This window comes from Martinezella rhizogenes (assembly GCF_000799715.1).
GTDB lineage: Bacteria > Pseudomonadota > Alphaproteobacteria > Rhizobiales > Rhizobiaceae > Rhizobium > Rhizobium rhizogenes_C.
Genome location: NZ_JUHG01000005.1, coordinates 38,671 through 64,104, shown reverse-complemented (window position 1 = coordinate 64,104; position 25,434 = coordinate 38,671). Strand labels below are relative to the sequence as shown.

Below are 25,434 nucleotides of genomic sequence, written 5' to 3'. Positions count from 1 at the left end.
GTACGTGGGGCAAAATCGGTGGCAGGGTTTCAGCGTCCGGTATAGAAAGTGTGCATAGCCGGGCGGGTTGAATCCTGTTGGTCGGCGCAGGGATTCCCAAGACGGGGCAAATCATGATTCGGTCCAGGGATGGCAAAGAGACGGCTCCCCTCCCCCGAGCACGCTGACACGCTTTCGCTGAAGGCGCTACGCAGTCTGGTGACTGGCCTGTTGGAGCGGGCTGAACAGGCCGAAGTTCGCCTCGAAAAGCTTGAGGCCGAGAACGCGGGGCTGTGGCTGGATAATACCAAGCTCAAGGTGGAGAACCAGTTGCTGCGTGATGAGATCGCGCGGCTGAAGAACCTGCCGCCGCGACCGCCGTTTCGCCCATCCGGCATGGACAAAGCGACCGATAGTAAACCTGACGAAGAAGCGGCTGCTAAGAAGAAGCCGCGCGGCCCGAAGCTGGATGTGAAGCGGGTGAGCCGGGAAGAGATTTTACGTGCAGGCGTTCCGGCCGGCTCGCGGTTCAAGGGATACAAAAGCTGCTTCGTGCGGGAGCTGGTGTTGGCAACCGAGCTTGTTCATTACCGACGCGAATGCTGGGCGACCCCGGATGGCAAGACGGTGCTGGCGCCGCTACCCGCAGGGATCATGGGTGGCTATGGGGCGAACCTCAGGCGGTTTTGTCTGATGCTGCACGCGCAAGGTCAGGTGACGACACAGCGGCTGACCACGCTGTTGAATGATATCGGCGTCGAGGTCTCGAAACGCCAGGTCGTGCGCCTTTTGACCAAGGAGCTGGATGGGTTTGTCGCCGAAGACGCGGCAGTGCTGCATGCCGGCCTGGCCTCGGCCCCTTATGTTACGGTCGACGACACCGGCGCCCGCCACGCGCACGGTAACTTTTATACAACCCAGATCGGCGGCGAGCATTTTACCGCCTTCCGCACCACGAAATCGAAATCGCGACTGAATTTCCTGTCGCTGCTGCGCGGCAACTACCAGGACTATGTCCTCAACGATGCCGCGTTCGGCTATCTGGAAGAACGGCGTGCTGACCCGGCGCTTGCTGCCGGACTTCGCAGTGTCGAGCCTCGGCACTTTAGTAACCAGGTGCCGTTCCTGGAATATCTGGCGCGCAAGGGTGTCGATATTTTTGACCGCCAAGGGATCGGGGTCCTGGCAGAAGCCGGCCTCTGGGGTTCCATCCGCCATCACGGTCTTCTGGGCGACATGGTGATTGTCTCCGACGATGCCGGCCAGTTCCGCGTCGGCAATCATGCTCTTTGCTGGATCCACGCAGAACGTCTTTTACAGAAACTGATGCCGGTCAAGCCGAAGGAGGCGCGATCGGTCGCGCTTGTCCGGGATCTCGTCTGGCGATTCTACAAGATGCTGAAGGTCTGGAAACAAAAGCCTTTACCACAGGCAATCCCGGGCTTCCGACGACGGTTCGACAGGATCTTTACCCTGCGCACCGGCTATAATGCGCTCGACGCCTTGCTGGCGCGTTTGCATCGTAGAAAAGACGAACTGCTCAAAGTTCTCGAGCACCCTTATATCCCTTTACATACCAACGCGTCGGAGAATGATCTGCGAACCTTCGTCACCAAGCGAAAGATCTCTGGCGGCACCATGAGCCGCGACGGCCGTGTCGCGCGTGACACCATGCTCGGCCTGATGAAGACGTGCCAGAAGCTTGGGCTCTCGTTTTACCACTATCTCGGTGACCGGCTCGGGCTTGGCAGTGAGGCCATCCCGCAATTGGCAGGCCTTATCGCGGCGAAAGCCTGAACCTCGCTACCTGGCGCCGGGCTTGGTGAATGGCACGACACGACCGTCTTTGGACGCCTCTCCATCGAGACCATGCCGGCCCACAAGCGTCAGCAATGACGGCGAGACGTTCCAATGCTTCTCATCATCGGTGTGAACTGTCACGGTCTTACGATTGCGGCGGATGACGATGCCCCTGATCGTTCCTCCATCCGGGCTTTCAAACGTTACGCCGCTGCCGATCTTGATCTCTTGCAGGGCTGCCGTCGTCTTTTGCTGATGCAGAAAATGCAGCCGTTCGACGATGCGTCCATGCAGTTCCATCAGCGTGGCTTCGTCGAGCTCCTCGATATCGATCTCGTGCATCTTGCCGCTACCCGCGCCTCTGGTTCCAATGCCGTCTTATGCTCCGCCATCGATTATGATAGAAGAGCATCAACGGCACAATTGCCCAGCGCTTCGGCAGCGCCCCCAAATCAGCCCCTTTTACCATAGATATTGCCGAATTTCCAGTTCATTAACCATATGAATTAACGCCATTGTTTTGTCATAGTGAATCGAAAGCGGCTCTGGTTTCCGTTGCCCATGCAGCTTCTGGCTGAGCCTCTAACCATCGATAAGTATAGGTTATCGATGATTGTTGATTTCAAGGGGCAAATCAGCAAGAATCGGGGCAAATCACGGTCTCAGAGGCCGCAAAAACCGTCCTTTTGGAGCGCCTGTGGCCAAAGCCAAGAAAACTCAAACTCCCGTCGAGCGCCGCGCCGAGGAACTCGACACGATCGCCGCCGTGCTGCCGATCGAGCGCCGCGACGAGCTCGCCGAGCTGCTCACCGACCAGGATGTCGAAACGCTGCGCCATCTCGTCAACGAGGGCATGGGCGACAACACGCTACGGGCGCTGACCTCGGACCTTGCCTATCTGGAAGCCTGGGGCATGGCGGCGACCGGAACGACCCTGCCCTGGCCGGCGCCCGAGGCACTGCTGTTGAAATTCGTCGCCCATCATCTCTGGGACCCACAGCACCGCGAGACCGATCCCGATCACGGCATGCCGAAAAACGTCGACGAAAACCTCCGGCGCCAGGGTTTTCTGAAATCCGTCGGCCCACACGCGCCATCCACCGTGCGGCGGCGGCTGGCGAATTGGTCGACGCTGACGAAATGGCGCGGCCTGGATGGCACCTTCGCCTCCCCTGCCCTCAAGTCGGCCATTCGCCTTGCTGTCCGAGCCGTGCCAAGACAACGGGGCCGCAAGAGCACCAAGGCAGTCACATCAGACGTGCTGGCAAAACTGCTGGCGACCTGCGCCACTGACGGTTTGCGCGATCTGCGCGACCGGGCCATCCTGATGGTCGCCTTCGCCTCCGGCGGCCGCCGACGCAGTGAGATTGCTAGACTGCGGCGCGAACGACTGAGTACCGAGCCGCCGATCCCGGTCGAGAATGGTGCCCCCCTCGCCTCTCTCGCCATCCATCTCGGTCGCACCAAGACCAGCAGTGGCGAACAGGACGATGTCGTCTATCTGGCCGGCCGGCCGGTGGAGGCGCTGAATGCCTGGATGGCGGCCGCCAAGATCGACAGCGGCAGTGTGTTTCGGGCGATCGGGCGCTGGGGGACCGTGTCGCGGCGGGCGCTCGATCCGCAGTCGGTCAATGCGATCATCAAGCAGCGGGTAGAGATGGCCGGATTGGAGGTGGGGGAGTTTTCCGCGCACGGGCTGCGATCGGGCTATTTGACCGAGGCCGCCAACCGTGGCATTCCCCTCCCCGAAGCGATGGAGCAATCACGCCACCGGTCGGTGCAACAGGCGTCAAGCTATTACAATAATGCCACGCGCCGGAGCGGGCGGGCGGCGCGAATGCTTTGAGGGATGATTTCGGTATTGCTTCTAAACTGCCAAAGCTTACCAAAGCTATCGGAAAATCCGACACTTGGCCGCCATCTCCAGATGGCGGCCAAGTGGGACGTTTTCGCGTCTCGGCCGACAGCCGAGACCATTCCCTGTACCTGTCAGTAGCTCTCTTAGATCTTGCCGTGCCGGGAGCGCTCCGCGATGCTGGAGAGATCGACTTTCTTGCCCGCGACATCCGCGACGATCTTCAACGTGCCACCCAGCGATTCGACATAATCGCGAAGCGTCGACAGCTTCATGTCGGCGCGCTTCTCCAGTCTTGACACGTTGGTCTGCTTGAAACCGGTCCCGGCAGACACGTCTTCCTGTGTCCGCCCGGCGAGTGCCCGCAATTCACGCAGATTGTGCGCCGTGACAAGTGCCTCGGCCCGCTTTGCAACGGCGCGCTGTTCGTCATCGGGAAGCGTCTGTATCAGCTTGTCGAGATCATCCATGTTTCTTCTCCAACCCGCTCAAGTGCTCATCGTACCGTTTATCGGCCAGATCGATCAGCCGCTTGTAGAAGAGCTTCTGGCTCACACCGCTCTTCGCACCACCGCAGAGAATGACGGCCTTTCGTTCCGGGTCGAAAGCAAAGGCGAACCGCCATTGTACCTTCAACACCTTGACGCGCAGTTCCTTCATATTCGCATGCCTGGAGCCTTCGAGTGTGTCGACCTCAGGCCGTCCCAGTCGAAAGCCCTTCTCACGAAGCAGCACCAAATGCGCGAGCAATTCGACCCGAACATCGGCTGGAAGGTCCTCAATCTCACCCTTGAAGCGGTCGTGAAACTCGACCTTCCATTCTGTCATTTCATATCCTGAATGATATAGATACTTTGGGATATATAATCCATGTCTCTACCCAAAGCAATGGGGCTTGCGTCCTCCAGAGACGCTTACAAACAACCATTTTCTCAGGCATTCCTTATCTGTACAGAGCACCATGAAAAGACGCAAAATCAGCCATGGCAAAACGACAAGCCGCTACTCAATCGCCGGCGCCGAGACGACTCATCGGTTACGCCCGCGTCTCGACCGACGATCAGGTGCATGACGCGCAGATGGATGAACTGCGCGCCGGCGGCTGTGACCGGATCTTCCAGGAGCACGGCTCGGGTGCGTCACGCGCTCGGCCGGTTCTCACGAGACTGCTCGGCGAGCTTACCGCCGGCGACGTTCTCGTCGTTGTCCGGCTCGACCGCCTCGCCCGGTCGGTCAGCCATCTTCTGCAGGTAATCGAGGATCTTGAGAAACGCGGCGTCCATTTTCGCTCGATTCGAGATCCGATCGATACCTCCACGCCACAGGGCATGTTCTCCCTTCAGGTGCTGGGCGCGGTCGCTCAGCTCGAAAGAGCTCTCATTGCCGAACGCACCAAAGCCGGCATCAAGGCGGCGAAAGCGCGCGGAAAACTTCCGGGGAATCCCGGTCTTCGGGAACGGCGTCCGGAAGCGATCAGGGCGGTGTCGAAAGCACGCGAGAAAGTTTATCTCGACGAACTGATTGCGTCGGCACAAACATGGCTCCCGACCGTGCGGCAACTCCGGCCGCAGCATAGCTGGGACAATGTCGTGCGTGTCCTCAATCGCCGCGGCCATGACTGGACGGTGGAACGGTTACGCCGAGCCGTCCATCGCATGGTCCGCGAGAAGCTTGCCGAGCCCGGCCTGCTTGCCCGATCGCCGCGCCGCGCGCCAGAGGATCACCTGATGAAGCTGGTGGCAGCGATCGCCATTGCAGATCCCGGATTGTCGCTTCGCGACATTGCTGCTCAGCTCGATCAAATGGGAGAGCGGCCGGTGCGTGGCGGAAGGAAATGGCAACCGTCGTCTGTTCGCCACCTTCTGGATGAAGCCCATCGTTTCGGCCTCATCCGTCACTGAGGGCACGGAGCATCATTCTCCCGATAGCGCGGCTTCTCGCCTTCTCTGATTTAGATGGCAGAACGCAATAGGGCGAATGATGGCTTCGCGCGACGCCGCCGCTTCCTTAGCTTTCTTCCTTTACCGGTTAGACCGGAGTCGGCGGAAGCAGTCACCGGCGGATAGAGTAAATGATCTGGTCGGAGCCAAACCGACTTAACCTTCGAAGTTCGCTCATTCCCAATCTTTGCAACAACCGTCGCGAAGCAAGATTTGCGCTCTGAGTTTCGGCCACCAAAACTTGATCATTTAAATGGTTGAAAGCGAACTCAATGATGGCCGCCAGCGCCTCGATGGCAAATCCCCGCCCCCAAAAATCAGGGTGAAACTGATAAGAGATTTCCCGCCAGTCGCCGTCGTGGTGCGGCAATATCGTTACCAATCCAATTTCACGGACTGGAGATAGGGTCTCGACTATCCAGACGATTTCCTCCTCACTCGGTACAAAGAGTTGCGCAGCAATCATCTCGCGCTGCTTTAGCGGCATTACGCCGCCCAGGAAGCGCCGAACACTTTCGTCCGATGCCAACGCGATCAAGAACGTCCAGTCCCTTTCTAAAGGGGGACGAAGGTATAGGCGCTCGGTTTTCAAAGGCGTAGCGATGGGCATTTGAGCATTTTACTAACTGAAAGTGAGCTTGTCTGTTTTGAGGGCGCGAAGCCGCCGAGACGCTCGTCTGCCCTCTGCCATTGCGGACAACGTACTGTTGCAGATTCTAGGATTTCTCTGGAAGAGATAGTCTGCCGAGAGTGATGTCTTTCGCCTGTTTGACCACTCCGTCCGCGATCAAAATAGGCTTTCCGATACAGCTCACCCATTCTCCCGAAACGATAATGCCGTCGCCGTCATCGCAGGCAACAATTGGTCGACTCGTGAGCTTGCTATAGCGGACAAGTTCCGGAAGATATGTTGCGTTTTCGCTCAGGTGCGGGAAGAATTCGAAGGGCACAAGATCGAGTGCCGTTTCTTCGGTCAGGGCTTCCGGCACGCTGCCGGTAAACAATGCGTCCGTCGCGATGGTCGGGGTCATGAGAATGGCACCGGCGCTGGTGCCGATTAGTACGCCGCCCTGGAGCGCCCAGTTTCTAAGAAGTGGGAGCATTCCACTTCTTCTCAGTCGGTGCAAATACCCACCTGTGTGGCCACCGGTCAGATGAATGGCATCACAGGCGAAAAGGGCTTCCTTCTCTTCGGCGCCATGCGTCTCGTCTAGGTCATAGAACAGAGACATCTCTAAGCCATATGCTCCATAGTGTCGCTTGCGTTCATTAAAAAAATGGCGCTCCGGTTCCGGACCAGAAGGAATGTATCCGATCCGCGTTCCCAGCCCTTGAGATTCCATCATCGCCAGAAGCCGAAGATCGATTTCTTTACTCTCGGGGATGATCTGATCGCTGTAAAAGGCGAGATTGACCATGTTCAACTCCGGCAAAGTTCGCCGTAAATGGCATCCACAATGTGCGATGGAAACGGTGCTGTTGCAATCGCCGCAACTTCCGCTTTCCTGCCGAAGATACCGCACCATGCTCCCACTCGACCCTCCATCAATTCCGGTCAATCGGAAAAATCCCGGTGATCCTAGAAAGCAAAAAGGGCAATTGATACAATGAATCGGATTCGGTCCAATTAAGCCGACCGACAAACGAAAGTCAGCCTTAGAGACCGTTTCAAGGGGCGCACAGCATGGACGACAGCGTTAGATTTGCTCTCGAAAAACTCCTCAACGTCGCGCATGAGGACACCGGCCAAGGACGGCGCGTTGCCAACTTCATCCTCGCCTGGTGGAACGCTGAAGTGCACGGCGGTTTCGACCTGACCGAGCTTGCCGATCTCGATCCGCATTTGTGTGAGGATATGACCACGATCTTTACCTGGCTTGGGCGTGAGCCTACCCTCACCTATCCCGACGACTATCGCCAGGAAATCGAACAGATAATCGCACGCTGGCGCCCGCATGCCTAAGCAAGCCACCAGCTCCAAGGAGATCGTGAAGCAGAACGACGTGCCGGCTGGCCTGGATCCGGAAGGGTTTTCGGCGCATGGGCTTCGGTCCGGCTATCTCACCGAGGCCGCCAATCGTGGCATTCCTCTTCCGGAGGCCATGCAGCAGTCGCTGCACAGGTCGGTGACGCAGGCGGCAAGCTATTATAACAATGCCGAACGGAAGAACGGCCGCGCGGCGCGATTAGTCGTTTGACCTGTAAAACAGGGCACGGCCGGTTGGTATCAGCTGCAGCAGGTAGTCGAAATCACTGACATTGGCGGTGAGGACGGTAAAACCCATTTTCTGAGCCTGCAGGAACAAAACACAGTCCTGAAGTGCCCGAAGACGGGCATCCTTTTGATAGCCCTGAAGACGGCAAAGCATACCTGAAAGGAGCGCTGCCCGTCCCAAAACATCCGGGTCGGGCGCGAAAATACGATGCAGCTGCATGTGATTAATCGTTGTCCTTATCTGCTGCACCGCTTGCTTCGTGCCAGGGTGTTTGGGATCGAGAACGCCGACCGTGTGCATCAATTCCTGAATGGCGACAGTCGAGTGATTGCTCAACCTGATATCCAGCAGGTCGGAGACGACCTCAGGCGCACGACCCTGCAAGCCATCGATATAAACGCACGTATCAAGCAAAAGCGCTTGCCCGGCCTCCGGCACATCGCCGACGAATGGCAGTTCTGCGTTCTCTCGCCTCGCAAGGGTGCGATAAGGATCAAACCGCGCCCAGCGGACGGACGTGTCGAAATCAAAGTCCGACAATTCAGAAACCGAGCTTCAAATCGGGATCCACCGTTCCTCGGGTCTCTCGGAAAGTCTTGCCGAAATTGTCATCGAGAGCCACATTCGCCAAGGCGAATTCAATGAGATCCGTATCTGTTTCGATGCCTGTATGTTTCTTCGCCTGCTCTATGAGCGCGGGACTGATGCGCCCGCCGATCCGCTTGCTTTTCTCTCCCAGCAGGCCCGAATGTTCCGCGGCCTTCATCACGGCCTCGAAGCGGGCTTTGCTGACCGTCACGAACTGTCCAGCCTTCGCTTTCCGGTCAACCGTTGTAAGCAGACCGCCGGGTTCTGCAGGCGTCACCTTTTTATCGTCGCTATGTTTTCTCATCACTGCCTCCGCGCCTTGATGTCAGACATTATCAAAGTTTGTCTAACATAACACGGTAAGCCTGGCGCGTTCAAGGGATCTCTGCCGTCGAGTATGAAGAAGCAGCATTGGCGGCCGGACTGCTCCAGCAGCCATCATTGTGAGACATCCCAAGGGTTGATGACGTTCAGGCCAGCAGCCTCGAACGGACTGGTGTCGCGTGTGGCAACCGTCATGCCGCGGGCGGCGGCCGTAGCGGCGATGTAGCCGTCTGCCTTGCCGATGGCCTTGCCTGCCTCCTTCGCCTGCGCCATCAGCTTGGCATAGGCTTGCGAGGCGTCCAGGTCAAAAGGCAGAACCCGACCAGAGAAAGCCGGCAAGACCTCCCGTTCCAAGCGATCCTGATAGATCGTGCGCCGTTTACCTTCTGGCATCGTTGCCAAACCGAAGCGCAGTTCGGCAATGGTGATCGTGGACAGATAGAGGGTTTCGACCATCTGCGCGTCGATCCACGCCAGCACGTTAGGATCTGGCTCGGCCTTCCACAGTTCGGAAATCACGTTGGTATCGAGAACGATCATTCAAAGCTCATCGGTTCGGCCGGGGTCTTGTCGCGAAGCTGGTTGAAGCGCTCGGCTTCGGCGTCGGTCAGCCCGCCCGCTTCGCGGGCGATCGAAGTCAGCAACGAACCGAGCTTTAAGCGGCCCTCGGGCTTGGCAGCTTGTTCAAGGATGCTGCGGATTTCGGCCTCGGTGCTGCGGCCGTGTATGGCCGCCCGGACGCGGATGGCGCGATGCACCTCGTCTGGGACGTTGCGAATGGTGATGGATGGCATTGCTTCAAATCCCCAATTATGATTGCGTTGACTGCAATCTATCATTTCGCAATCAACGCAGCAACTGGAAGTGCGGTCCAAAGGCCCACGGCCCGAAGCAAGGGCGGGAACAGGATGGCGTCACGTCATCTGTGGACCGCAAACCGCGCATGCTTGTAATCGTGGCTCTGGCCAACAAGCTGGCGTGGATCGCCTGGGCAGATACTCAGCTTCTGCTGCCTCGATCGCGGAGGCACCAACAGCGTCCGTCATCATTGCCATGTCAGCTCTTTTCCTGTGCTCTGTCGAGTTTAGCAGAACAGCCTACCCATCTGGGTGTCTATACGCGCGGCAACGTTGGTTGTGTCGATGAGCTGTTCACTACCCGGTGAACGCCCAACTGCGCCAGGCGTCTACGCCCCCACAGGACGCCTGGCACCCTCTGCCGGCGATGGTTCTTGACGAAGCTGTTGAGACGTCATCAGGCTATGCCTCCCAATATGGTCGGTACGCCCAGAAGCAACGCGAGCCGAGTGATGCGGACGCGGAACTCGTAGGCAGTCTTGCTTGTAGGGTCGCATCATTCTTGTTTGAAGGAGCGGCGCCCGCACCTCCAAGAAACTTTTGGACGTCCAGCGCTGGTCGGTCACGCATGTTCACCAAGTAATCGCTTAGAGGGAGTCGATTATATCGACTTGGAAGCATTCCGGGCCGAAACGAAGCCGGCCTGGAAAGGGTCGAACTTTGGCTAGATCGACACCCTCGTCAAACGCGAACGAAATGTGTGGCGAGTAGCTGGGAAAATCCCAGCTCATTCCGAGCCGGCGAAACTCGGCATGACGCTGGGAGAGCCGCCGGCAGCCGAAAATCAACACCAACACGCCACCAAAATTCCGGACCGATCGTCGGTTCCCTGCGCGCACGGTCAAATCGCTCGCGCATGGCAAGATCTGCTCCCAGTTCACCGTGTCGCAAGAAGTTGCGATCGTCACATGCAGCCCGTCCGCGGCCACGGTATCGGCAAAACCTTCGGATCTGGCCCAGTCCAGAAATTCACCGTGGTTGAGAAGCGATCTGCTGACGAACATGTGTCAATCGATACTCGGAATGAAAGTTGCTCGAAATTCCTCAGGCCAAGATCGTGTATCACAACAGTCCGGCTTCATCGATCCCGGTGAGGATCACTCTTTCAGGCCGCTGACGCGGCATCATGACGCCGGCGCCGGCGAGATCTTTCCTTCGAGCGGGGAAAGAAGGCTCCGCCCCCTCTCCCCCGCTGGTCCGCCCGAGCTCGGAAGCAGGAGCGGGTGCTCCCGCTTCGCTGGATCAAAAAAAGGAGAGACAAGATGACCGTTTATACCGAAACCGCACGCTTCGACACCGCAAGAGCAATGACCGAAACCGAAATGCAAAGGGTCGCTCCTTCGATCTTTGCGACCACCGCCCATGAGAGCCGATCCGACCGCTTCAAGCCAATTCCAACGATCGAGGTTTTGCGTGGATTGATGGCCGAGGGGTTCGTGCCCGTCGGTGCCAAACAATCGGCAAGTCGCACGGAAGGAAAAGCAGATTTCACGAAGCACCTTATCCGTCTGCGCCGCATTGATGATGGGAAGACCTATCGAGTGGGCGATACCGTACCTCGACAGCGAGGAAGCTATTGCGGAATATATCATGGCGGCGAGCGAAAATGGTGACCCGAAAGAACTGGCGATGGCTCTTGGCGTTATTGCCAAAGCACGGGGTATTTCTGATCTATCGCGTCGGACAGGCCTTACCCGTCAGGCGATTTACAAGGCGTTGAGTGGAGAAGGAAATCCGGAGCTCGGAATAATTGCCAAAGTGGCGGACATTCTTGGCCTCAGGCTATCCCTTGTCGCGAAATCTGAGGCCCGACCAACCGCTTGAGCGCGCCGTTGTCGACGGCTTTCCTGTTCCGTACCGCATCAAGCAGCGCGGGCCAGGCGCAAGGAGAGCCCAATCCCCTCCCCTCGGAACTCCCCTGCCCACCCAGGAGCAAAATCTCCTTTGGACATAGGTTGACCCTCCGCGGCAACCTCGGGTTCTAAAGCTGCCGTTTCCCGACCGGCTATGATAATTCCGATCAAGCTTTGCCTGACGACAAGAGACCGACCGGCGTCATAACGACGATGAGAACGCCCGCTTGTATCAGCAGCCATTTGTCCGGTCCGTAGACCACGCACCAGAGCGCCGCCAAGCAAAATACGACTGCACTGAAGATCAGCCACTTGATCTTGAAGAAGAGAGATTTTCCCCACGACGACAACATCATGTAGGGGGCTAGAACAATTGCAAGCAGACCAGCCAGCGTAAAAGTCAGTTCCATAAACGTCGATTCCTGACAATATTTCAATGAGATAAGGATAAGCATTTTCTGTCGGAGAGCCAATTCATCTGGCTCTTTCCTCGGTGACGCACAGCTGGTCGAACGCTTGATGCCGGATATAGCGAGATGGACTTCGAACGGACCGCTCATATCGCAACAAGCCTCACAGATATGGGCATTGAGACGCGATACGATATCGTTCGAGCTTTGCGCAAGGAGGGAGCCAACCGTCGTTACGTCGATCGCTGGCAACTGCCATGCTTGGGCTCCAAGGGCTTCAATCGCCATAAGCAAGGCGTTGCCAATTGGCGAATATGTCGATAGATTTCGATTCCATCGACATGTTATGGCGACATGTCGTCGTTATCGACATATCCGGAGATCAAAGCAGCCGGAACAGGAAGCTTCAGCATGCCATTTCGGCCGGACCGTCCCTACAATGATCTACCTGCCCTGCCCCCACGCGCAGACGTCGAGACAAAAGCCGTCCTGAAAGCATGTATCGCTGCTCGCGCAGCCGTAGCCGAGCTAAAGGTCTCTGGCGAGCTCATTCCAAACCAGTCGGTGCTGATTAATTCGATCCCTCTGCTCGAAGCGCAAGCAAGCTCGGAAATCGAAAATATCGTCACCACGACTGACCGGCTGTTCCGCTTCGCAGGCGAGGCCGGAAACTCTCCAGACCCGGCGACGAAGGAGGCGCTTCGTTATCGGACGGCGCTGAACCAGGGATTCCAGATGCTAAAGGATCGACCGGTTTCGACCGCAATGGCGATCGAAGTCTGCCGCACAATCAAGGGCGTCGACCTGGATATCAGAGCAACACCGGGAACGGCTCTGTTCAACGAGGCGACCATCGAGGTCATTTACTCGCCGCCGGAAGGTCGCGATCTCCTGAGGGACAAGCTTTCGAACTGGGAGCGTTACATTCATGAGGCCGAAGACATCGACCCACTGATCCGTCTCGCCGTCATGCACTACCAGTTCGAGGCGATCCATCCTTTTACGGATGGTAACGGAAGAACAGGCCGCGTCCTAAACTTGCTGTATCTCGTCGACAAGGGCCTGCTTAATATCCCGGTACTCTATCTCAGCCGCTACATCATCGGCAACAAGCAGGATTATTACGGCCGACTCCTGAACGTGACAACGCAAGGAGCGTGGGAGGAATGGATCCTCTATATGCTGGAGGGGATTCGAGAAACGGCGAACTGGTCGAATACCAAGATCCACGCAATCCGCGATCTTCTTGACGCGACAAGCAGCCGGATGCGCCGTGAGCTGCCAAAGATCTATTCGCGCGAATTGGCGGAAGTGATCTTCGTCAATCCCTACTGCCGGATCTCTAACGTCGTCTCGGCTGGAATAGCCAAACGGCAGGCCGCTGCGGTCTATCTGAAAGCACTTGCCGACGCCGGAATTCTGACGGAGATAAGGGCCGGCCGTGAGAACCTTTATATCAATCCCGCCTTGCTCGAGCTGCTCACCGAGCATCGACCGCGGTGACGTGGCTATTCATAGCCCATGGCACGTCAACTAAGGCAAGACTTGCCATCCATATTGACTGCGAATGCTTTCAGCGTGCTCGAGCCTTGGAACGATTGAGGATGGACAAATCTGGGATAGGCGGATCAGCACCTATCCCAGCGATAGATCTCCGACGCAGTTACTGCCAAGCAGATGCTTTACGATGTGGAGCCGAGCCAGAATACGCGCACGACCTATGATCCTGCACATTGAGTGCCTGAATGCTGTGAACAAGGAAATCGCCTCTCGTGTGCAAAGAGCCTCGGGACGAAAGTGATCGAAGTATTGACAGCCGTGCAGAATGCCAATTTCCTCATAGAATTCAGTATGATGACGCCGGAAATTGGAGATGACGATGCCTAGAAGGCATTTGCTGGCGAGTGTAAGCGCTTCAAGGCGTTTATGCATCGAGATTGGCGCGTAGCGCCCCCTCAACCCGACTATGCCTTGAAACGATCGAAGGCCGTCAGGTGTTGGACCGGCGGATCGGCTTCCTCCCAGCGGTAGATTTCCGCGCGCAGATAATGAAGCTCCTCCCGCAACGTTTCGTCATCGACTTCTATCCACCAGGACTTCGGTCGCCCATCGCTGCCATCGGACCAGCGATATCCCCTCGCCTTCAGATGATCCTTCATCTCGAACGGGCTATGCTCGGCAAAAATACGCACCCGCGATTGCCCGCTCGCGCGGACCAGCTCAGCGAATGGCGTCTCCCCATCCCCGACACTGCGATCGAGCACCTCAAGCAGCGCAAAACAATCGTCGACGGCACGATGACCATCGTGAAAATAGCCCGCCTGCCCGATCAAGTATCCGAGCTTGGTGCCCTCAAAACCACGGCTACTCCAGTCGATCTCGGAAACGGAACAGGCCCACGCCTTATTGGCGAAAACATTTGAAAACGCTTCGCAGAACGGACGATCGAAGCTGGCATTGTGGGCTATCACCAGATCCGCGGACGCAACCATCCTACGGACCTGCTGCATGTCGATCATCTGACCGGCAACCATTGCATCGGTAATACCGGTGAGCTTCGTGATTTCAGGCGGGATTGGCGTGGTTGGCTGATGCAAGCCGCCATAGACACCGATGACATCACCGATCTTGCCGAAACCGTCAAATGAGAAGGCAACCAGACCGATCTCAATGATCTCGTCGGTACGCCAATTGAGACCGGTTGTCTCGGTATCGAGGATCACACCAATCCGTTCGAATTCCGCACGTCTGATCGTCGATAGCTGTCTTGGTATAAGCTTGCGCAGAATACGGTACTGACCGCTATCCTCGAGCCTGCGCACCATTTCATCGTCCGTGAGAGAGGTGGGCGCTGTCCGGCTCTTCGATCGGGAAGGCGCGTCACTCCGTTGCGGTCGCATGTCGACCACCGGTTTTGCAAACATGTCGAGTTGAGAGTCCATGCCAGCTTTCGGAACGTGATGATCAGGCTGTAGAATAGAAAACGGTCAAACACCGGGCAACACACAAACTACCTTTTGCACTGTTGCGAGCCGGCCCGGCTTGTCTTTTCCTACTGGGCAGAGCTTGCCGCCGAAGGAGAGAATCGATCGGCGAAAACACGGGCACTTCAGGCGTTTTGCCTCTTCGCACCCTCCCTTAACTCGCCTTTCGCCCAGCAGGCGCATTGGCGCGCATCAGTGCCATCAGCATGGGCCCGAGCGAGAATTCGCCCTTCTCGGCTCGGCGGGTCAAATTACGCAAATAGCCGCCGGCTGAATTGATAAACCCTCCTCGCTCGAAGATGCAGGCAATCACCGCGGCCGCCATCTCAGGTCCCATGACGTCGCACGCATCCTGGTAAGCCGATGGGCTAACACCGAGCATCGATCGGACTGTAATCGCCGCGGACATCAACTCGCGCCAACTCCCGATCCTCCCATTTGGTCCATACATCGCTATTTCGGGGCATGCCCTCAATACCAGCCCCAACGGGAACGCCTTGATCGGCTCGTCCCGCCGCCTGATGGCTAGGCTCGATTTTTCTCCCTGCTCTTTTTCGGAGCGAGGTTCAGATTCAGTGATGGAGTCGGTATTTGAATTCTGTATGTGCTGACGGTATTCGTCATCATTGGTGTCGGAATTCTTGGAAATTAGCTGCATTTCCAGCGTGTTGAGAAGCTCTTCGAGCAGCATCGTCATTTCATCGAGGATGTTGTCGAGGGCCTCCGGGGTTTTCGCTTTGGCGATCTGAGAAACAGTGCCCACAAAATGGGCCTCAAACTTGCCCCAATCGCCAGATGCACCTTCTTCCATGGCGGCCGTCAGTATCTTGCGAATATCCCGCCGGCAGAGGGAGATCTTCTCTTTCACGATCTTCAGTTGGTTCCGCTCGAACGCGGCCTGCTGGGCCAAGCGAGCCAGTTCTTCAGAGCGGGCGAGGAGCGGCGCCAGACTGAAGCCGAACGCTTCTTCGACCGCGCCAGCGCGATCTTTTCGCGCATATCTCTTGCCGTTCGGGCTATCCTTTCGATGGATCATCCCTGCGTCCACGAGAACCGCAAGATTCTCGCGAAGTGTCGTTCCGGCAATCCCGTTGGCCCGCGTCGCGAGTTGCGCATTCGACGGGAAAACCACCAAGTTGCTTCCTTCCGCCAAGCATATTTCGGGGTAGAAGGAAAGAAGCGCGTTGAGCACTGAGAGGGCCCGATCCCGAAGCCCAAGCAACGATCTGGCATCACAGATGTCGCGATAGACCTTCCACTTGTCGACGGATTTACCTGGTTTGATGTCGGCCGACTGCATCTGACCTTTTATCAAGGCAAGACTCATCGCCCGCCGCCCAAAGGGCGTCGTCACACTTCCCAACTGCATTTTTCTTCACCTTTCAGAAGGCAAAAGAAATCTGCTCGCTCAAACGGCGCCAATGACTCTTGACAGTGATTCGGGGAAATGCGATTCTCATGTTGCTACACGATGAGGAAGGCTTCCACGACGGCAACGTTTGGGGGCCTTTTTCTTTTGCGGTTCAGTCTCCCGTTCGCTCAGTTTCAGTTCGCTGGAAGTCCTGGTAGAGGCTTTCCAACTGCTCGGAAAGGAACGCGCCAAATCGCGACGCGTCCTTCGACTTCAAGGAGAGCGTGAACGCTCGTCCTGCATCCCTTGTCGAAACCGCAACTGCCTTTTCTGCAAGCGCCCAGGATTTTTCCACGGGCTTGCTGGCTGGCTTTTGGGGCCTTTTGAACTTCTTCAAGTGCTCCAGGAGCGCGTTGAAACGCGCCCCGACCGAAACCGCTCTGAAGCCATCGCTACCGACAAAGTCGATTGCCCATTTGGCGCGGGTTGGATCTGCGACGAGCTTTTTAACGTCTTCCCATCGGTCCCGGCCCACACCTTTGGCCGATCCAACGGCATCCAGAATGGCTACGGGGACGTTGTCCGCGACCGAGAGCATTCGGGACAGAAGCGTGTCGTCCACCGTCAAGGCCGTCTTTATGGTGTCCTTGGTCATGCCGCTAGTCACGAGCTTTTTGGCGAACAGCGATTTCTCGATAAACGTCAGATCGGCTCGGGCGGTATTTTCCTGGCCCTGGGCGATGACGTGGGCAATATCCTCAAGTGGCTTTATGACGGCGCGAACTTTGATACCGAGTTCCCTTGCCGCACGCGCCCTTCGATGCCCGTACACAATCATGTACCGGTCAATTTCATCCGGGTGAGGGCGCACCAATATCGGCGACGACTGACCGGCTTGCCTTATCGCTTCGACCAGTGCCTCAAACTCGTCTCCGTCGTCGCTGATCCTGTCGACGAACGCAGAGGCATCGAGCAGATCAGGCTCCAGAAAAACTACGGTCTCGCCTTCGAGGACGCGCATCGAGTTCTCTGCCATCTCATCGAGAGACTGCATCATCGAACGCGATGCGCCACGGCGGGCATAATCGGCGCGCGTTTCCGAAGGACCGTCGCTCGTCTTTTGTGTCGGTGATGCGCTAATGTCCGCCAGCAAATGCTTCCTAGCCATCGTCACCTCCTAATTCCGGCTCCATCATACTGAATTTTATGACGAAATCGGCATTCTGCACGGCTGTCAAAACTTTGATCACTTTCGCCCCCAAGCTTGATGCATGAGAGAGGTGATTTCCTTATTCACAGCATTCAGGCACTCCATCGCACGGTCATAGGTCGTGCGCGTAAACAGGCTGCGCTCCACTTCATAAAGCGTTTGCTTGGTGATGCCCGCATCCGAGATTGCGGTCGACTTCACCATCTGGGTCCGAAGCATCCGCTTGTTGAACATGGCTTGCATAAACCCGACCATCTCCGCCTGCGGACCGTCGGTAGGCTCATAGCGCGTCACAAGATAGCGGAACCATTTCAACCGAACCGTCGCACCGGCACTTTTGATCGACTGCAGAATCCCGCCAAGCATCAGCAGGAACTGGCTCATCGACATGATATCCAGCATCTGCGGGTGAACGGTGATCAACACGGAGGTCGATGCGGTGAGGGCGGTCAAAGTGAGATAGCCCAATTGCGGCGGGCAGTCGATCAAGACGACGTCGTATCTGTCATCCACTTCCTTCAGTGCTTTTGAGATGCGTGTGAAGAACATCCGTCCTTCTGGCGAGCTCTTGTTGGAAGCGGCGAGGGGAGTTTCGTACTCATATTCCTGGAGTTCGAGATTGGCCGGCACGATGTCCAGGCCCGGAAAATTGGTGGGACGGATCACGTCTTTGATCGACTTGCGCTCGTCGTCGTAGCGCAGCGCCTCAAAGAGAGACGGGTTTTTGTCAAGCTCGGGCTGTATGCCGTGCAGGGCGGTGAGCGAGGCTTGGGGATCGAGATCAATGGCAAGAACACGGTGGCCCGTCAAAGCAAGGTATTGTGCCAGATGCGCCGTGGTCGTGGTCTTTCCGCTGCCGCCCTTGAAGTTGACAACAGAAATGACCTGCAGCGCCTCACCCTCGCGGCGGCGGGGCACATATCGCTTGAAATCGGATCTGCCGTGCTTGTCAAGGAACTGGCGCAGCTCAAGCATTTGCTCGGCAGTATAGGATCTGCGACCCGATCCGGTCACCTCCGGAACGGGGCCCTTGCCTTCAAGGTGGAGCTTCTTAATATGGTTCTGTGTTACACCAATATACTCGGCAACTTCAGCCGACGAGAAGAGGCGAAGACCCTTCTCAGCATTCGGCGGATACTGCTTGAGGCGAAGCATGTTGAGATTATCCGAGATAAGCTCGCCCTGCTCAAGGATCTCCTCATCGAAGTCCTTGTCTTCGTTGATGTTCAGGTTCGCAACCACGTTCAATTTCGCCGCCATCTTGAGAATAACGCTTTTCCGAGGCACTTCACCTCCAAAGCGTGATTACTATGGGCGATTCTCTGCGCTCGGCAAGATGTTTTTGGTTAACGCTTGCTTAATATCCACTCTCATAGAGAGAGGAGAACAACGTTAGATACCGGCATTACCGACGTGTTTTCAGTGTCTTACATTGAATTATCAGCGGAGGACTCACCTTTCGGTACTCGCACTTTTACCAGTGAATTCGCGCCCGACAAAGCGAGCACCAGCCCATTTAAGCGTCTCGCGCACTCAGGATTCCTGGCGCCGGCCAGAATCACTCACTAGCACTTTGATGAGTAGAAAAGGCGGATCTCCTCCCGCACACCTGGCTTCGTGACCATCGAAACGGAGGCAGCACGTGCACTTCACGATACTCAACAATTCGGTTTGCGCCAGGCGGATGCGTCTCGCCGACGCCCTGCGCGCTGAGCGTCTTCAGCACTCTGGGGAGAGGCAGCCCCGGGGCAGCGTTAAGGATGACGCTCTTTCGACTGGCTATTTCAACTTCGCCAAGCAACACGTCGCCCAGGGGCCAGCATGAACCAGTTGCGCTCCCTTCCACGCCTTATCCGAAAGCTTCAGGACGCGCTCGGGGACCGGCTATGTATTGCACTCGACGATCCCACAGTCGTCGAGATCATGCTCAATCCCGACGGCCGGCTCTTCATCGAGCGGCTTGGGCACGGGATCGCGCCGGCAGGCGAGATGAGCAAAGGCGCCGCCGAAATCGTCATCGGAAGCGTGGCACATGTTCTCAACTCGGAGGCAGACGACACCAGGCCGATCGTCTCCGGCGAGATCCCGATTGGTGGGCATCGCTTCGAGGGCCTTCTTCCTCCGGTCGTCTCCGCCCCATCCTTTTCGATACGACGTCGCGCCTCGCGGCTGATACCGCTCGATGATTACGTCACGGGCAAGATGATGACATCTTACCAAGCCTCGGTCATCCGCAATGCAATCAAATCGCGGCTCAACATCGTGGTGTCGGGCGGTACCGGCTCGGGAAAGACCACGCTTGCGAACGCCGTGATTGCCGAGATCGTGGAAACGGCTCCGGACGATCGACTGGTTATCCTCGAAGACACGGCCGAGATCCAGTGTGTAGCGGAAAACGCGGTGGCGCTGCACACCAGCGACAGCGTCGATATGGCGAGGCTCCTGAAGAGCACGATGCGTCTGCGGCCGGATCGCATCATCGTCGGCGAGGTGCGTGACGGTGCGGCTTTGACACTTCTGAAAGCTTGGAACACCGGCCATCCGGGTGGGGTGACGACCATCCATTCCAATTCTGCAACGTCAGCCCTGCAACGCCTCGAGCAGCTCACCGCGGAAGTCAGCCAGCAGCCGATGCAGACTGTCATCGGCGACGCTGTCGATCTCATCGTCTCAGTCGAACGAACAGGGAAGGGGCGGCGGGTGACCGGTATCGTGCATGTCGAGAACTTCAGCGCAGGTCGCTACTTGACCGAATCCTATGCGGGGGAGGGGCAACGAGATGCCGCATGAGCACCGTCGAACGATCGTCTTCCTATCCATCCTGTCGGTCTGCGTATCAGCCTCGCCAACGCTCGCCAGTTCCGGCGGCGGTCTTCCCTGGGAGGCACCGCTCCAGCAAATCCAAGAATCCATCACCGGACCGGTAGCCGGCTTCATCGCGTTGGCAGCAGTCGCAATTGCCGGCGGCATGCTGATCTTCGGCGGCGAACTCAACGATTTCGCGCGGCGTCTCATGTATGTCGTTCTGGTCGCCGGCATCCTGCTGGGTGCCACGCAAATCGTCGGGCTATTTGGCGCGACCGGGGCCTCTATCGGATCCATCGCGGAAGGCTCGACAGAATCTCCGCCCAGTGGGGGAGGGGAGGCGACAATTGGCTGATCATCCTGTCTCCAACCTGCAGCGCAATCGCATACACCGAGCTCTGTCACGGCCCAATCTCCTGATGGGGGCCGATCGCGAGCTGGTGCTGATCACCGGCCTTGCGGCGATCATCCTCGTCTTCGTGGTGCTCACCGTCTATTCGGCGCTGTTCGGGATCGCAGTATGGATCGTTGTCGTCGGAGCTTTGCGGACGATTGCAAAGGCCGATCCGATGATGCGGCGCGTCTATATCCGCCACATCTCCTACAGGCCCACTTACCGCGCAACCTCCACCCCATGGCGCAGATACTGAGGAGGTTCGGATGGCAGCACTCAGCAAATTCAGGCAGTCTGGACCATCATTTGCGGATCTAGTGCCCTATGCCGGCCTCGTCGACAATGGCGTCATCCTCCTCAAGGACGGATCGTTGATGGCCGGCTGGTACTTCGCTGGTCCCGACTCCGAAAGTTCGACCGACGTCGAGCGCAACGAAGTCTCTCGCCAGATCAATGCGATCCTCTCACGTCTTGGATCGGGCTGGATGATCCAGGTCGAAGCCGTGCGAGTTGCGACCGTCGACTATACGATGGCCAGTGCATCGCACTTCCCCGATAGGGTCACGCGCGCCATTGATCTTGAGCGTCGTGTGCATTTCGAGCGGGAACAGGGGCATTTTGAAAGTCGCCATGCGATCATTCTGACCTACCGGCCGCTCGAGCAACGCCGCTCCAGCCTCAGCAAGTACATTTACTCGGACGAGAAGAGCCGGACGCAATCCTATGCCGATACCGTGCTGTTCATCTTCCGCAATGCGATCCGGGAGGTCGAGCAATATCTCGGCAATACCATCTCCATCCGCCGGATGGTGACACGCGAGGTGCCGGAGCGCGGCGGCACGAGGGTCGCTCGGTATGACGAGCTGATGCAATTCATCCGTTTCTGCGCGACCGGCGACAACCATCCGGTCCGGCTGCCGGATATCCCGATGTATCTGGACTGGGTGGCCACGGCCGAGCTGCAGCACGGCACAACCCCGATGGTCGAAAACAAGTTCCTCGGCGTGGTCGCCATCGATGGGCTGCCGGCGGAAAGCTGGCCCGGCATTTTGAACGGCCTTGATCTGTTGCCTATGAGCTATCGCTGGTCGTCCCGGTTCATCTTTCTCGACGCGGAGGAGGCAAAGGCACGCCTTGAGCGCACACGCAAGAAATGGCAGCAGAAGGTGCGGCCATTCTTCGATCAGTTGTTCCAGACCCAGAGCCGCTCCGTCGATCAAGATGCGATGGCCATGGTCGCTGAGACCGAGGACGCTATCGCTGAGGCGTCGTCGCAACTGGTCGCCTATGGCTACTATACGCCGGTCGTGGTGCTGTTCGATGAAGACAGTGAGCGGCTGAAGGAGAAAGCCGAGGCGATCCGAAGGCTGATCCAGGCAGAAGGGTTCGGCGCACGCATCGAGACCCTCAATGCGACGGACGCCTATCTCGGCAGTCTTCCTGGCAACTGGTACTGCAATATCCGTGAGCCGCTGATCAACACCCGCAACCTTTCGGATCTGGTTCCGCTGAACTCCGTCTGGTCGGGGAGCCCCAATGCACCGTGTCCCTTCTATCCGCCGGCGTCGCCGCCGCTGATGCAAGTGGCATCCGGATCGACCCCTTTCCGGTTGAACCTGCATGTCGACGACGTCGGGCACACGCTGGTGTTCGGTCCGACGGGATCCGGCAAATCGACCCTGATCGCGTTGATCGCCGCCCAGTTCAGACGGTATGAAGGCGCTCAGATCTTCGCATTCGACAAGGGGCTGTCGATGCTGCCGCTGACGCTTGGCGCCGGCGGCGATCACTATAATGTCGGAGGAGAAGAAGGGGAGGGGGCACGGCTTTCCTTCTGCCCGCTGGCGGATCTTTCGACGGATGGCGATCGCGCCTGGGCGTCAGACTGGATCGAGACGCTTGTCGCACTGCAGGGCGTCACCATCACGCCGGACCATCGCAATGCGATTTCCCGCCAGATCGGCCTGATGGCAAGCGCCCGCGGCCGGTCGCTTTCCGATTTCGTTAGCGGCGTGCAACTTCGCGAAATCAAGGACGCGCTCCACCACTATACCGTCGACGGACCAATGGGGCAGTTGCTTGATGCTGAGACGGACGGGCTGGCACTCGGCTCGTTTCAGACCTTCGAAATCGAGCAACTGATGAACATGGGTGATCGCAATCTCGTGCCGGTCCTCACCTACCTCTTCCGGCGCATCGAAAAGCGGCTGAGCGGAGCGCCGAGCCTGATCATTCTCGAAGAAGCATGGGTTCCGCTTGGGCATCCGAAATTTCGCGACAAGATCCGGGAATGGTTGAAAGTGCTTCGCAAACTCAATTGTGCGGTGGTGTTGGCGACGCAGTCGATATCCGACGCCGAGCGCTCCGGTATCATCGACGTGCTCAAGGAAAGTTGCCCCACGAAAATCTGCTTGGCGAACGGCGCAGCACGCGAACCGGGCACACGAGAATTCTACGAGCGGATCGGATTCAACGAACGCCAGATCGAGATCGTCGCAACCGCTATTCCCAAGCGGGACTATTACGTCGTCTCGCCTGAAGGCCGGCGCCTGTTCGACATGGCTCTTGGGCCCCTGACCCTCTCTTTCGTCGGAGCGTCCGGCAAGGAGGATCTGAAGCGCATCCGCTCACTTCAATCGGAACATGGTCCCGAATGGCCCATCCATTGGCTCCAGACAAGAGGATTCCACGATGCCGCATCGCTTCTCAGCCAAGACTAAGCTGTTCGCAGCGGCAATGTTCGCGACGGCGATCACGCTGCCCGATATCTCGATCGCAGGCGGTGTCACCGGTGAGGCGACTGAATTCACACAGCTTGCCAACAACGCCGAGCTGATCAAGCTCCTGGAGAGCTCAGGCACTCAAGTGGGGAACCAGGTCAAGCAAATCAGCCAGCTTGCCGAACAGATCCAGAACCAGCTGAACATATATAGCAACATGCTGCAGAACACTGCGCGGCTTCCCAACCAGATCTGGGGGCAGGTGGAAGGTGATCTGAAGAAACTTCAAAGCGTAGTCTCGCAAGGACAGGGGATCGCTTTCTCGATGGGCAATGTCGATGACGTGCTGAAACAACGCTTCAAAAGCTTTGCCGATCTCAAGTCGAACCTTCCGAACGGCGAGAGCTTCTCTTCAAGCTATCAGACATGGTCGGACACCAATCGCGACACGATCGCCGGGACACTGAAGGCGGCCAATCTCACCACCGATCAGTTTACGAGCGAGGAGCAGACGATGGGCTCCCTTCGCTCAATGTCGGAGACGGCCGACGGCCAAATGAAAGCCCTGCAGGTCGGTCACCAGATTGCGGCGCAACAGGTCGCGCAAATGCAGAAGCTTCGTGGCCTCGTCTCGCAGCAGATGACGATGATGGGAACCTGGTACCAGTCGGAACAGACGGACAAGGATCTGGCGCAGGCGCGCCGCGAGAAGTTTTTTGCGGCTGACGTCAAATCCATTCCCGAAGGCCAGAAGATGGAACCGCGTTGGTGAGCCGTTTGACGATCACGGTTTTGGTTGTCGGTACAATCGGCATCACCGCGGCAGCAACCTGTTGGTTTGTCGCACCGACCAGCGGGACCAGTGTCGTCTCGAGGGATGAGCAGCGCCGCCATTACGAGAGGTTCTTTAAGGCACCACCAGAGAAACCCCTTGTGGGACAGGAGATGCGGCCGCGATGGTGATCAAACTCAGCCAATGCTGGCGCGCATCGTTGCTGGCGGCACTCATGATCTTTGTCTCGTCGCCAGCACTTGCCCAGGAAGGCCAGATCCTGAGCGAGCTGGAAAACCAGGTCGTCACCGCCGCGCGAGGCTGGGAGTCTACCGTGATGACCGCGGCGCGGTCGCTGTTCTGGATCCTTGCGGGCATCGAGATCGGTATTGCCGCAGTGTGGCTTGCACTTCAGGCGGCATCGCTCGACAGCTGGTTTGCCGAATTGGTGCGCCGGATCATGTTTGTCGGCCTGTTCGCCCTGATCCTCGATCGCGGCCCGGCCTTTGCAAAGGCCGTGGTCGACAGTCTCTTCCAGATTGGCGCCGGCGGCGGAACGGCGTCACCCGCCGCAGTCTTTGACGCAGGCATCCAGGTTGCCGCCAAGATGTCGACGCAGGCGCAGTTCGGGTTATTCGAGGACAATGCGCTCGCGATTGCGGCGGTCTTCGCGATGGTGGTGGTTGTCATCGCGTTTTCTCTGGTCGCGGCAATTTTCGTTGCCGTCATGGTCGAGATGTATGTCGGGCTTCTGGCCGGCATGATCATGCTCGGACTTGGCGGCTCATCCTTCACCAAGGATTTTGCCGTTCGATATCTGGTCTATGCCTTCTCGGTCGGCATGAAACTAATGGCTCTGGTGATGATCGCCCGGATCGGTTCGGACGTCCTCCTGGGCCTGGCATCGGCACCCACCGCGGAATCGGAACAGTTCATCACCTCGCTTGCGATCGCCGGGATCTCGGTGGTCGTCTTCATCGTCGCCATGTACGTGCCCAACATCATTCAGGGCGTCGTCCAGGGTGCTTCGGTCAGCGGCGGGATGGAAGCCATTCGCCATGGTGGGCAGGCGGCATCCTTTGCGGCGGGTGCCGGGTTCCTTGCCGCCGGTGGCGCCGCTGCCGGCATGGCTGCGGCAAATGCTGCACGGGCGGCGGGTTCTTCGGCGGCCGGAGCAGCGTTGAAGGGAATGGCGTCGGGCGCCGGTGCAGTTGGAAGGGCGGCAGGATCGGCCGCCAAGGATAAGGCGATCGGCTCGCCGGGCGCCTATGCAGGCTCGATCATGGGTCTTGCAAACGCAAAGCTCGATCAGGCGGCCGGTGGTGGCAGCCCAAAGGCACCGGGACCGCTCCGTGACGAGAACAAATGACATCGAA

At 57.8% G+C, this 25,434-nt stretch carries 29 protein-coding genes and 1 pseudogene; 15 read left to right on the top strand and 15 right to left on the bottom strand.

What is annotated here, in order from left to right:
• Positions 1-129 precede the first annotated feature (129 nt).
• Positions 130-1,776, top strand: coding sequence for an IS66 family transposase (locus tag EX00_RS03595; protein WP_047454233.1), 1,647 nt, complete (start codon positions 130-132; stop codon positions 1,774-1,776).
• Between the two features lie 6 nt (positions 1,777-1,782).
• On the opposite strand, the gene EX00_RS03590 is transcribed toward EX00_RS03595, so the two are convergent.
• Positions 1,783-2,121, bottom strand: coding sequence for a hypothetical protein (locus tag EX00_RS03590; RefSeq protein ID WP_047454231.1), 339 nt, complete (start codon positions 2,119-2,121; stop codon positions 1,783-1,785).
• A gap of 355 nt (positions 2,122-2,476) precedes the next feature.
• Between EX00_RS03590 and EX00_RS03585 the strand changes: the two genes are divergently transcribed.
• A complete protein-coding gene (locus tag EX00_RS03585; RefSeq protein ID WP_047454229.1) occupies positions 2,477-3,625 on the top strand; it encodes a site-specific integrase in 1,149 nt (382 codons plus the stop codon).
• Positions 3,626-3,780: 155 nt separating this feature from the next.
• On the opposite strand, the gene EX00_RS03580 is transcribed toward EX00_RS03585, so the two are convergent.
• Positions 3,781-4,104 carry a helix-turn-helix domain-containing protein gene (locus EX00_RS03580; protein WP_047454227.1) on the bottom strand — a complete coding sequence of 108 codons (324 nt, stop codon included), beginning with the start codon at positions 4,102-4,104 and terminating at the stop codon, positions 3,781-3,783.
• On the bottom strand, positions 4,097-4,462 hold the full coding sequence (locus tag EX00_RS03575; protein WP_047454225.1) for a type II toxin-antitoxin system RelE/ParE family toxin: 366 nt from the start codon (positions 4,460-4,462) through the stop codon (positions 4,097-4,099). The genes EX00_RS03580 and EX00_RS03575 overlap by 8 nt, the downstream gene beginning before the upstream one ends.
• A gap of 155 nt (positions 4,463-4,617) precedes the next feature.
• On the opposite strand from EX00_RS03575, the gene EX00_RS03570 reads away from it, so the two are divergent.
• On the top strand, positions 4,618-5,535 hold the full coding sequence (locus tag EX00_RS03570; protein WP_047454223.1) for a recombinase family protein: 918 nt from the start codon (positions 4,618-4,620) through the stop codon (positions 5,533-5,535).
• Between the two features lie 151 nt (positions 5,536-5,686).
• On the opposite strand, the gene EX00_RS03565 is transcribed toward EX00_RS03570, so the two are convergent.
• Positions 5,687-6,184, bottom strand: coding sequence for a GNAT family N-acetyltransferase (locus EX00_RS03565; RefSeq protein ID WP_047454221.1), 498 nt, complete (start codon positions 6,182-6,184; stop codon positions 5,687-5,689).
• 106 nt (positions 6,185-6,290) lie between these two features.
• A complete protein-coding gene (locus EX00_RS03560) occupies positions 6,291-6,992 on the bottom strand; it encodes a Type 1 glutamine amidotransferase-like domain-containing protein (protein WP_047454219.1) in 702 nt (233 codons plus the stop codon).
• A gap of 266 nt (positions 6,993-7,258) precedes the next feature.
• On the opposite strand from EX00_RS03560, the gene EX00_RS03555 reads away from it, so the two are divergent.
• Together EX00_RS03555 and EX00_RS03550 are read left to right on the top strand one after the other, a co-directional pair.
• Positions 7,259-7,537 carry a DUF7673 family protein gene (locus EX00_RS03555; RefSeq protein WP_047454216.1) on the top strand — a complete coding sequence of 93 codons (279 nt, stop codon included), beginning with the start codon at positions 7,259-7,261 and terminating at the stop codon, positions 7,535-7,537.
• Between the two features lie 43 nt (positions 7,538-7,580).
• A pseudogene (locus tag EX00_RS03550) lies at positions 7,581-7,772 on the top strand (integrase); the annotation flags it as partial.
• Here the strand turns inward: EX00_RS03550 and EX00_RS03545 are convergent.
• The 5 genes from EX00_RS03545 to EX00_RS03525 all read right to left on the bottom strand — a co-directional run bounded on the left by EX00_RS03545 (position 7,761) and on the right by EX00_RS03525 (position 10,563).
• On the bottom strand, positions 7,761-8,330 hold the full coding sequence (locus EX00_RS03545; RefSeq protein WP_047454212.1) for a type II toxin-antitoxin system VapC family toxin: 570 nt from the start codon (positions 8,328-8,330) through the stop codon (positions 7,761-7,763). The pseudogene EX00_RS03550 and the gene EX00_RS03545 overlap by 12 nt on opposite strands.
• 1 nt (position 8,331) lies before the next feature.
• Positions 8,332-8,682, bottom strand: coding sequence for a hypothetical protein (locus EX00_RS31920; protein ID WP_234708967.1), 351 nt, complete (start codon positions 8,680-8,682; stop codon positions 8,332-8,334).
• 134 nt (positions 8,683-8,816) lie between these two features.
• A complete protein-coding gene (locus EX00_RS03535; RefSeq protein ID WP_047454210.1) occupies positions 8,817-9,242 on the bottom strand; it encodes a type II toxin-antitoxin system VapC family toxin in 426 nt (141 codons plus the stop codon).
• Positions 9,239-9,496 carry a FitA-like ribbon-helix-helix domain-containing protein gene (locus EX00_RS03530; protein ID WP_047454208.1) on the bottom strand — a complete coding sequence of 86 codons (258 nt, stop codon included), beginning with the start codon at positions 9,494-9,496 and terminating at the stop codon, positions 9,239-9,241. Before EX00_RS03530 ends, EX00_RS03535 begins: the two co-directional genes overlap by 4 nt.
• Before the next feature lie 650 nt (positions 9,497-10,146).
• Positions 10,147-10,563, bottom strand: a complete 417-nt coding sequence (locus EX00_RS03525; RefSeq protein ID WP_047454206.1) for a hypothetical protein — start codon at positions 10,561-10,563, stop codon at positions 10,147-10,149.
• A 258-nt stretch (positions 10,564-10,821) separates the two neighbouring features.
• Here EX00_RS03525 and EX00_RS30955 point away from each other — a divergent pair, with 258 nt between their 5' ends.
• Both EX00_RS30955 and EX00_RS03515 read left to right on the top strand, forming a co-directional pair.
• A complete protein-coding gene (locus EX00_RS30955) occupies positions 10,822-11,172 on the top strand; it encodes a DUF932 domain-containing protein (RefSeq protein ID WP_234708966.1) in 351 nt (116 codons plus the stop codon).
• Positions 11,081-11,383, top strand: a complete 303-nt coding sequence (locus tag EX00_RS03515) for an addiction module antidote protein (protein ID WP_047454202.1) — start codon at positions 11,081-11,083, stop codon at positions 11,381-11,383. The genes EX00_RS30955 and EX00_RS03515 overlap by 92 nt, the downstream gene beginning before the upstream one ends.
• Before the next feature lie 196 nt (positions 11,384-11,579).
• Here EX00_RS03515 and EX00_RS03510 read toward each other — a convergent pair whose 3' ends face one another.
• Positions 11,580-12,110: a hypothetical protein gene (locus tag EX00_RS03510; RefSeq protein WP_047454201.1), complete on the bottom strand. Its 531-nt coding sequence runs from the start codon at positions 12,108-12,110 to the stop codon at positions 11,580-11,582.
• A 123-nt stretch (positions 12,111-12,233) separates the two neighbouring features.
• Here EX00_RS03510 and fic point away from each other — a divergent pair, with 123 nt between their 5' ends.
• Positions 12,234-13,325: a protein adenylyltransferase Fic gene (fic, locus tag EX00_RS03505; protein ID WP_047454199.1), complete on the top strand. Its 1,092-nt coding sequence runs from the start codon at positions 12,234-12,236 to the stop codon at positions 13,323-13,325.
• Positions 13,326-13,786: 461 nt separating this feature from the next.
• On the opposite strand, the gene EX00_RS03500 is transcribed toward fic, so the two are convergent.
• From EX00_RS03500 to repA, 4 genes are all read right to left on the bottom strand, one after another.
• The gene (locus EX00_RS03500) at positions 13,787-14,764 is read right to left on the bottom strand and encodes a 3'-5' exonuclease (protein WP_047454197.1); all 978 of its coding nucleotides are present in this window, start codon (positions 14,762-14,764) and stop codon (positions 13,787-13,789) included.
• A gap of 196 nt (positions 14,765-14,960) precedes the next feature.
• Entirely contained in the window at positions 14,961-16,175 is a 1,215-nt protein-coding gene (gene repC / locus EX00_RS03495) for a plasmid replication protein RepC (RefSeq protein ID WP_047454195.1), read from the bottom strand.
• 154 nt (positions 16,176-16,329) lie between these two features.
• Positions 16,330-17,325, bottom strand: a complete 996-nt coding sequence (gene repB, locus EX00_RS03490; protein WP_047454193.1) for a plasmid partitioning protein RepB — start codon at positions 17,323-17,325, stop codon at positions 16,330-16,332.
• A gap of 78 nt (positions 17,326-17,403) precedes the next feature.
• A complete protein-coding gene (repA, locus tag EX00_RS03485) occupies positions 17,404-18,627 on the bottom strand; it encodes a plasmid partitioning protein RepA (protein WP_052210667.1) in 1,224 nt (407 codons plus the stop codon).
• Between the two features lie 561 nt (positions 18,628-19,188).
• Between repA and trbB the strand changes: the two genes are divergently transcribed.
• From trbB to trbL, 7 genes are read left to right on the top strand one after another with little or no spacing between them, the layout of a single operon-like run.
• Positions 19,189-20,157 carry a P-type conjugative transfer ATPase TrbB gene (trbB, locus tag EX00_RS03475; protein ID WP_047454190.1) on the top strand — a complete coding sequence of 323 codons (969 nt, stop codon included), beginning with the start codon at positions 19,189-19,191 and terminating at the stop codon, positions 20,155-20,157.
• On the top strand, positions 20,147-20,527 hold the full coding sequence (locus EX00_RS03470) for a TrbC/VirB2 family protein (protein ID WP_047454185.1): 381 nt from the start codon (positions 20,147-20,149) through the stop codon (positions 20,525-20,527). The genes trbB and EX00_RS03470 overlap by 11 nt, the downstream gene beginning before the upstream one ends.
• A complete protein-coding gene (locus EX00_RS31915) occupies positions 20,520-20,822 on the top strand; it encodes a conjugal transfer protein TrbD (protein WP_034482596.1) in 303 nt (100 codons plus the stop codon). Before EX00_RS03470 ends, EX00_RS31915 begins: the two co-directional genes overlap by 8 nt.
• A gap of 10 nt (positions 20,823-20,832) precedes the next feature.
• Positions 20,833-23,286, top strand: coding sequence for a conjugal transfer protein TrbE (locus EX00_RS03460; protein WP_047454184.1), 2,454 nt, complete (start codon positions 20,833-20,835; stop codon positions 23,284-23,286).
• The gene (gene trbJ, locus EX00_RS03455) at positions 23,258-24,058 is read left to right on the top strand and encodes a P-type conjugative transfer protein TrbJ (RefSeq protein WP_047454183.1); all 801 of its coding nucleotides are present in this window, start codon (positions 23,258-23,260) and stop codon (positions 24,056-24,058) included. The genes EX00_RS03460 and trbJ overlap by 29 nt, the downstream gene beginning before the upstream one ends.
• Positions 24,055-24,249: an entry exclusion protein TrbK gene (gene trbK / locus EX00_RS32240; protein WP_162184540.1), complete on the top strand. Its 195-nt coding sequence runs from the start codon at positions 24,055-24,057 to the stop codon at positions 24,247-24,249. Before trbJ ends, trbK begins: the two co-directional genes overlap by 4 nt.
• Positions 24,243-25,427 (top strand): P-type conjugative transfer protein TrbL, encoded by a 1,185-nt coding sequence (gene trbL / locus EX00_RS03450; protein ID WP_034482592.1) that lies wholly within the window; start codon positions 24,243-24,245, stop codon positions 25,425-25,427. Before trbK ends, trbL begins: the two co-directional genes overlap by 7 nt.
• Positions 25,428-25,434: the final 7 nt, after the last annotated feature.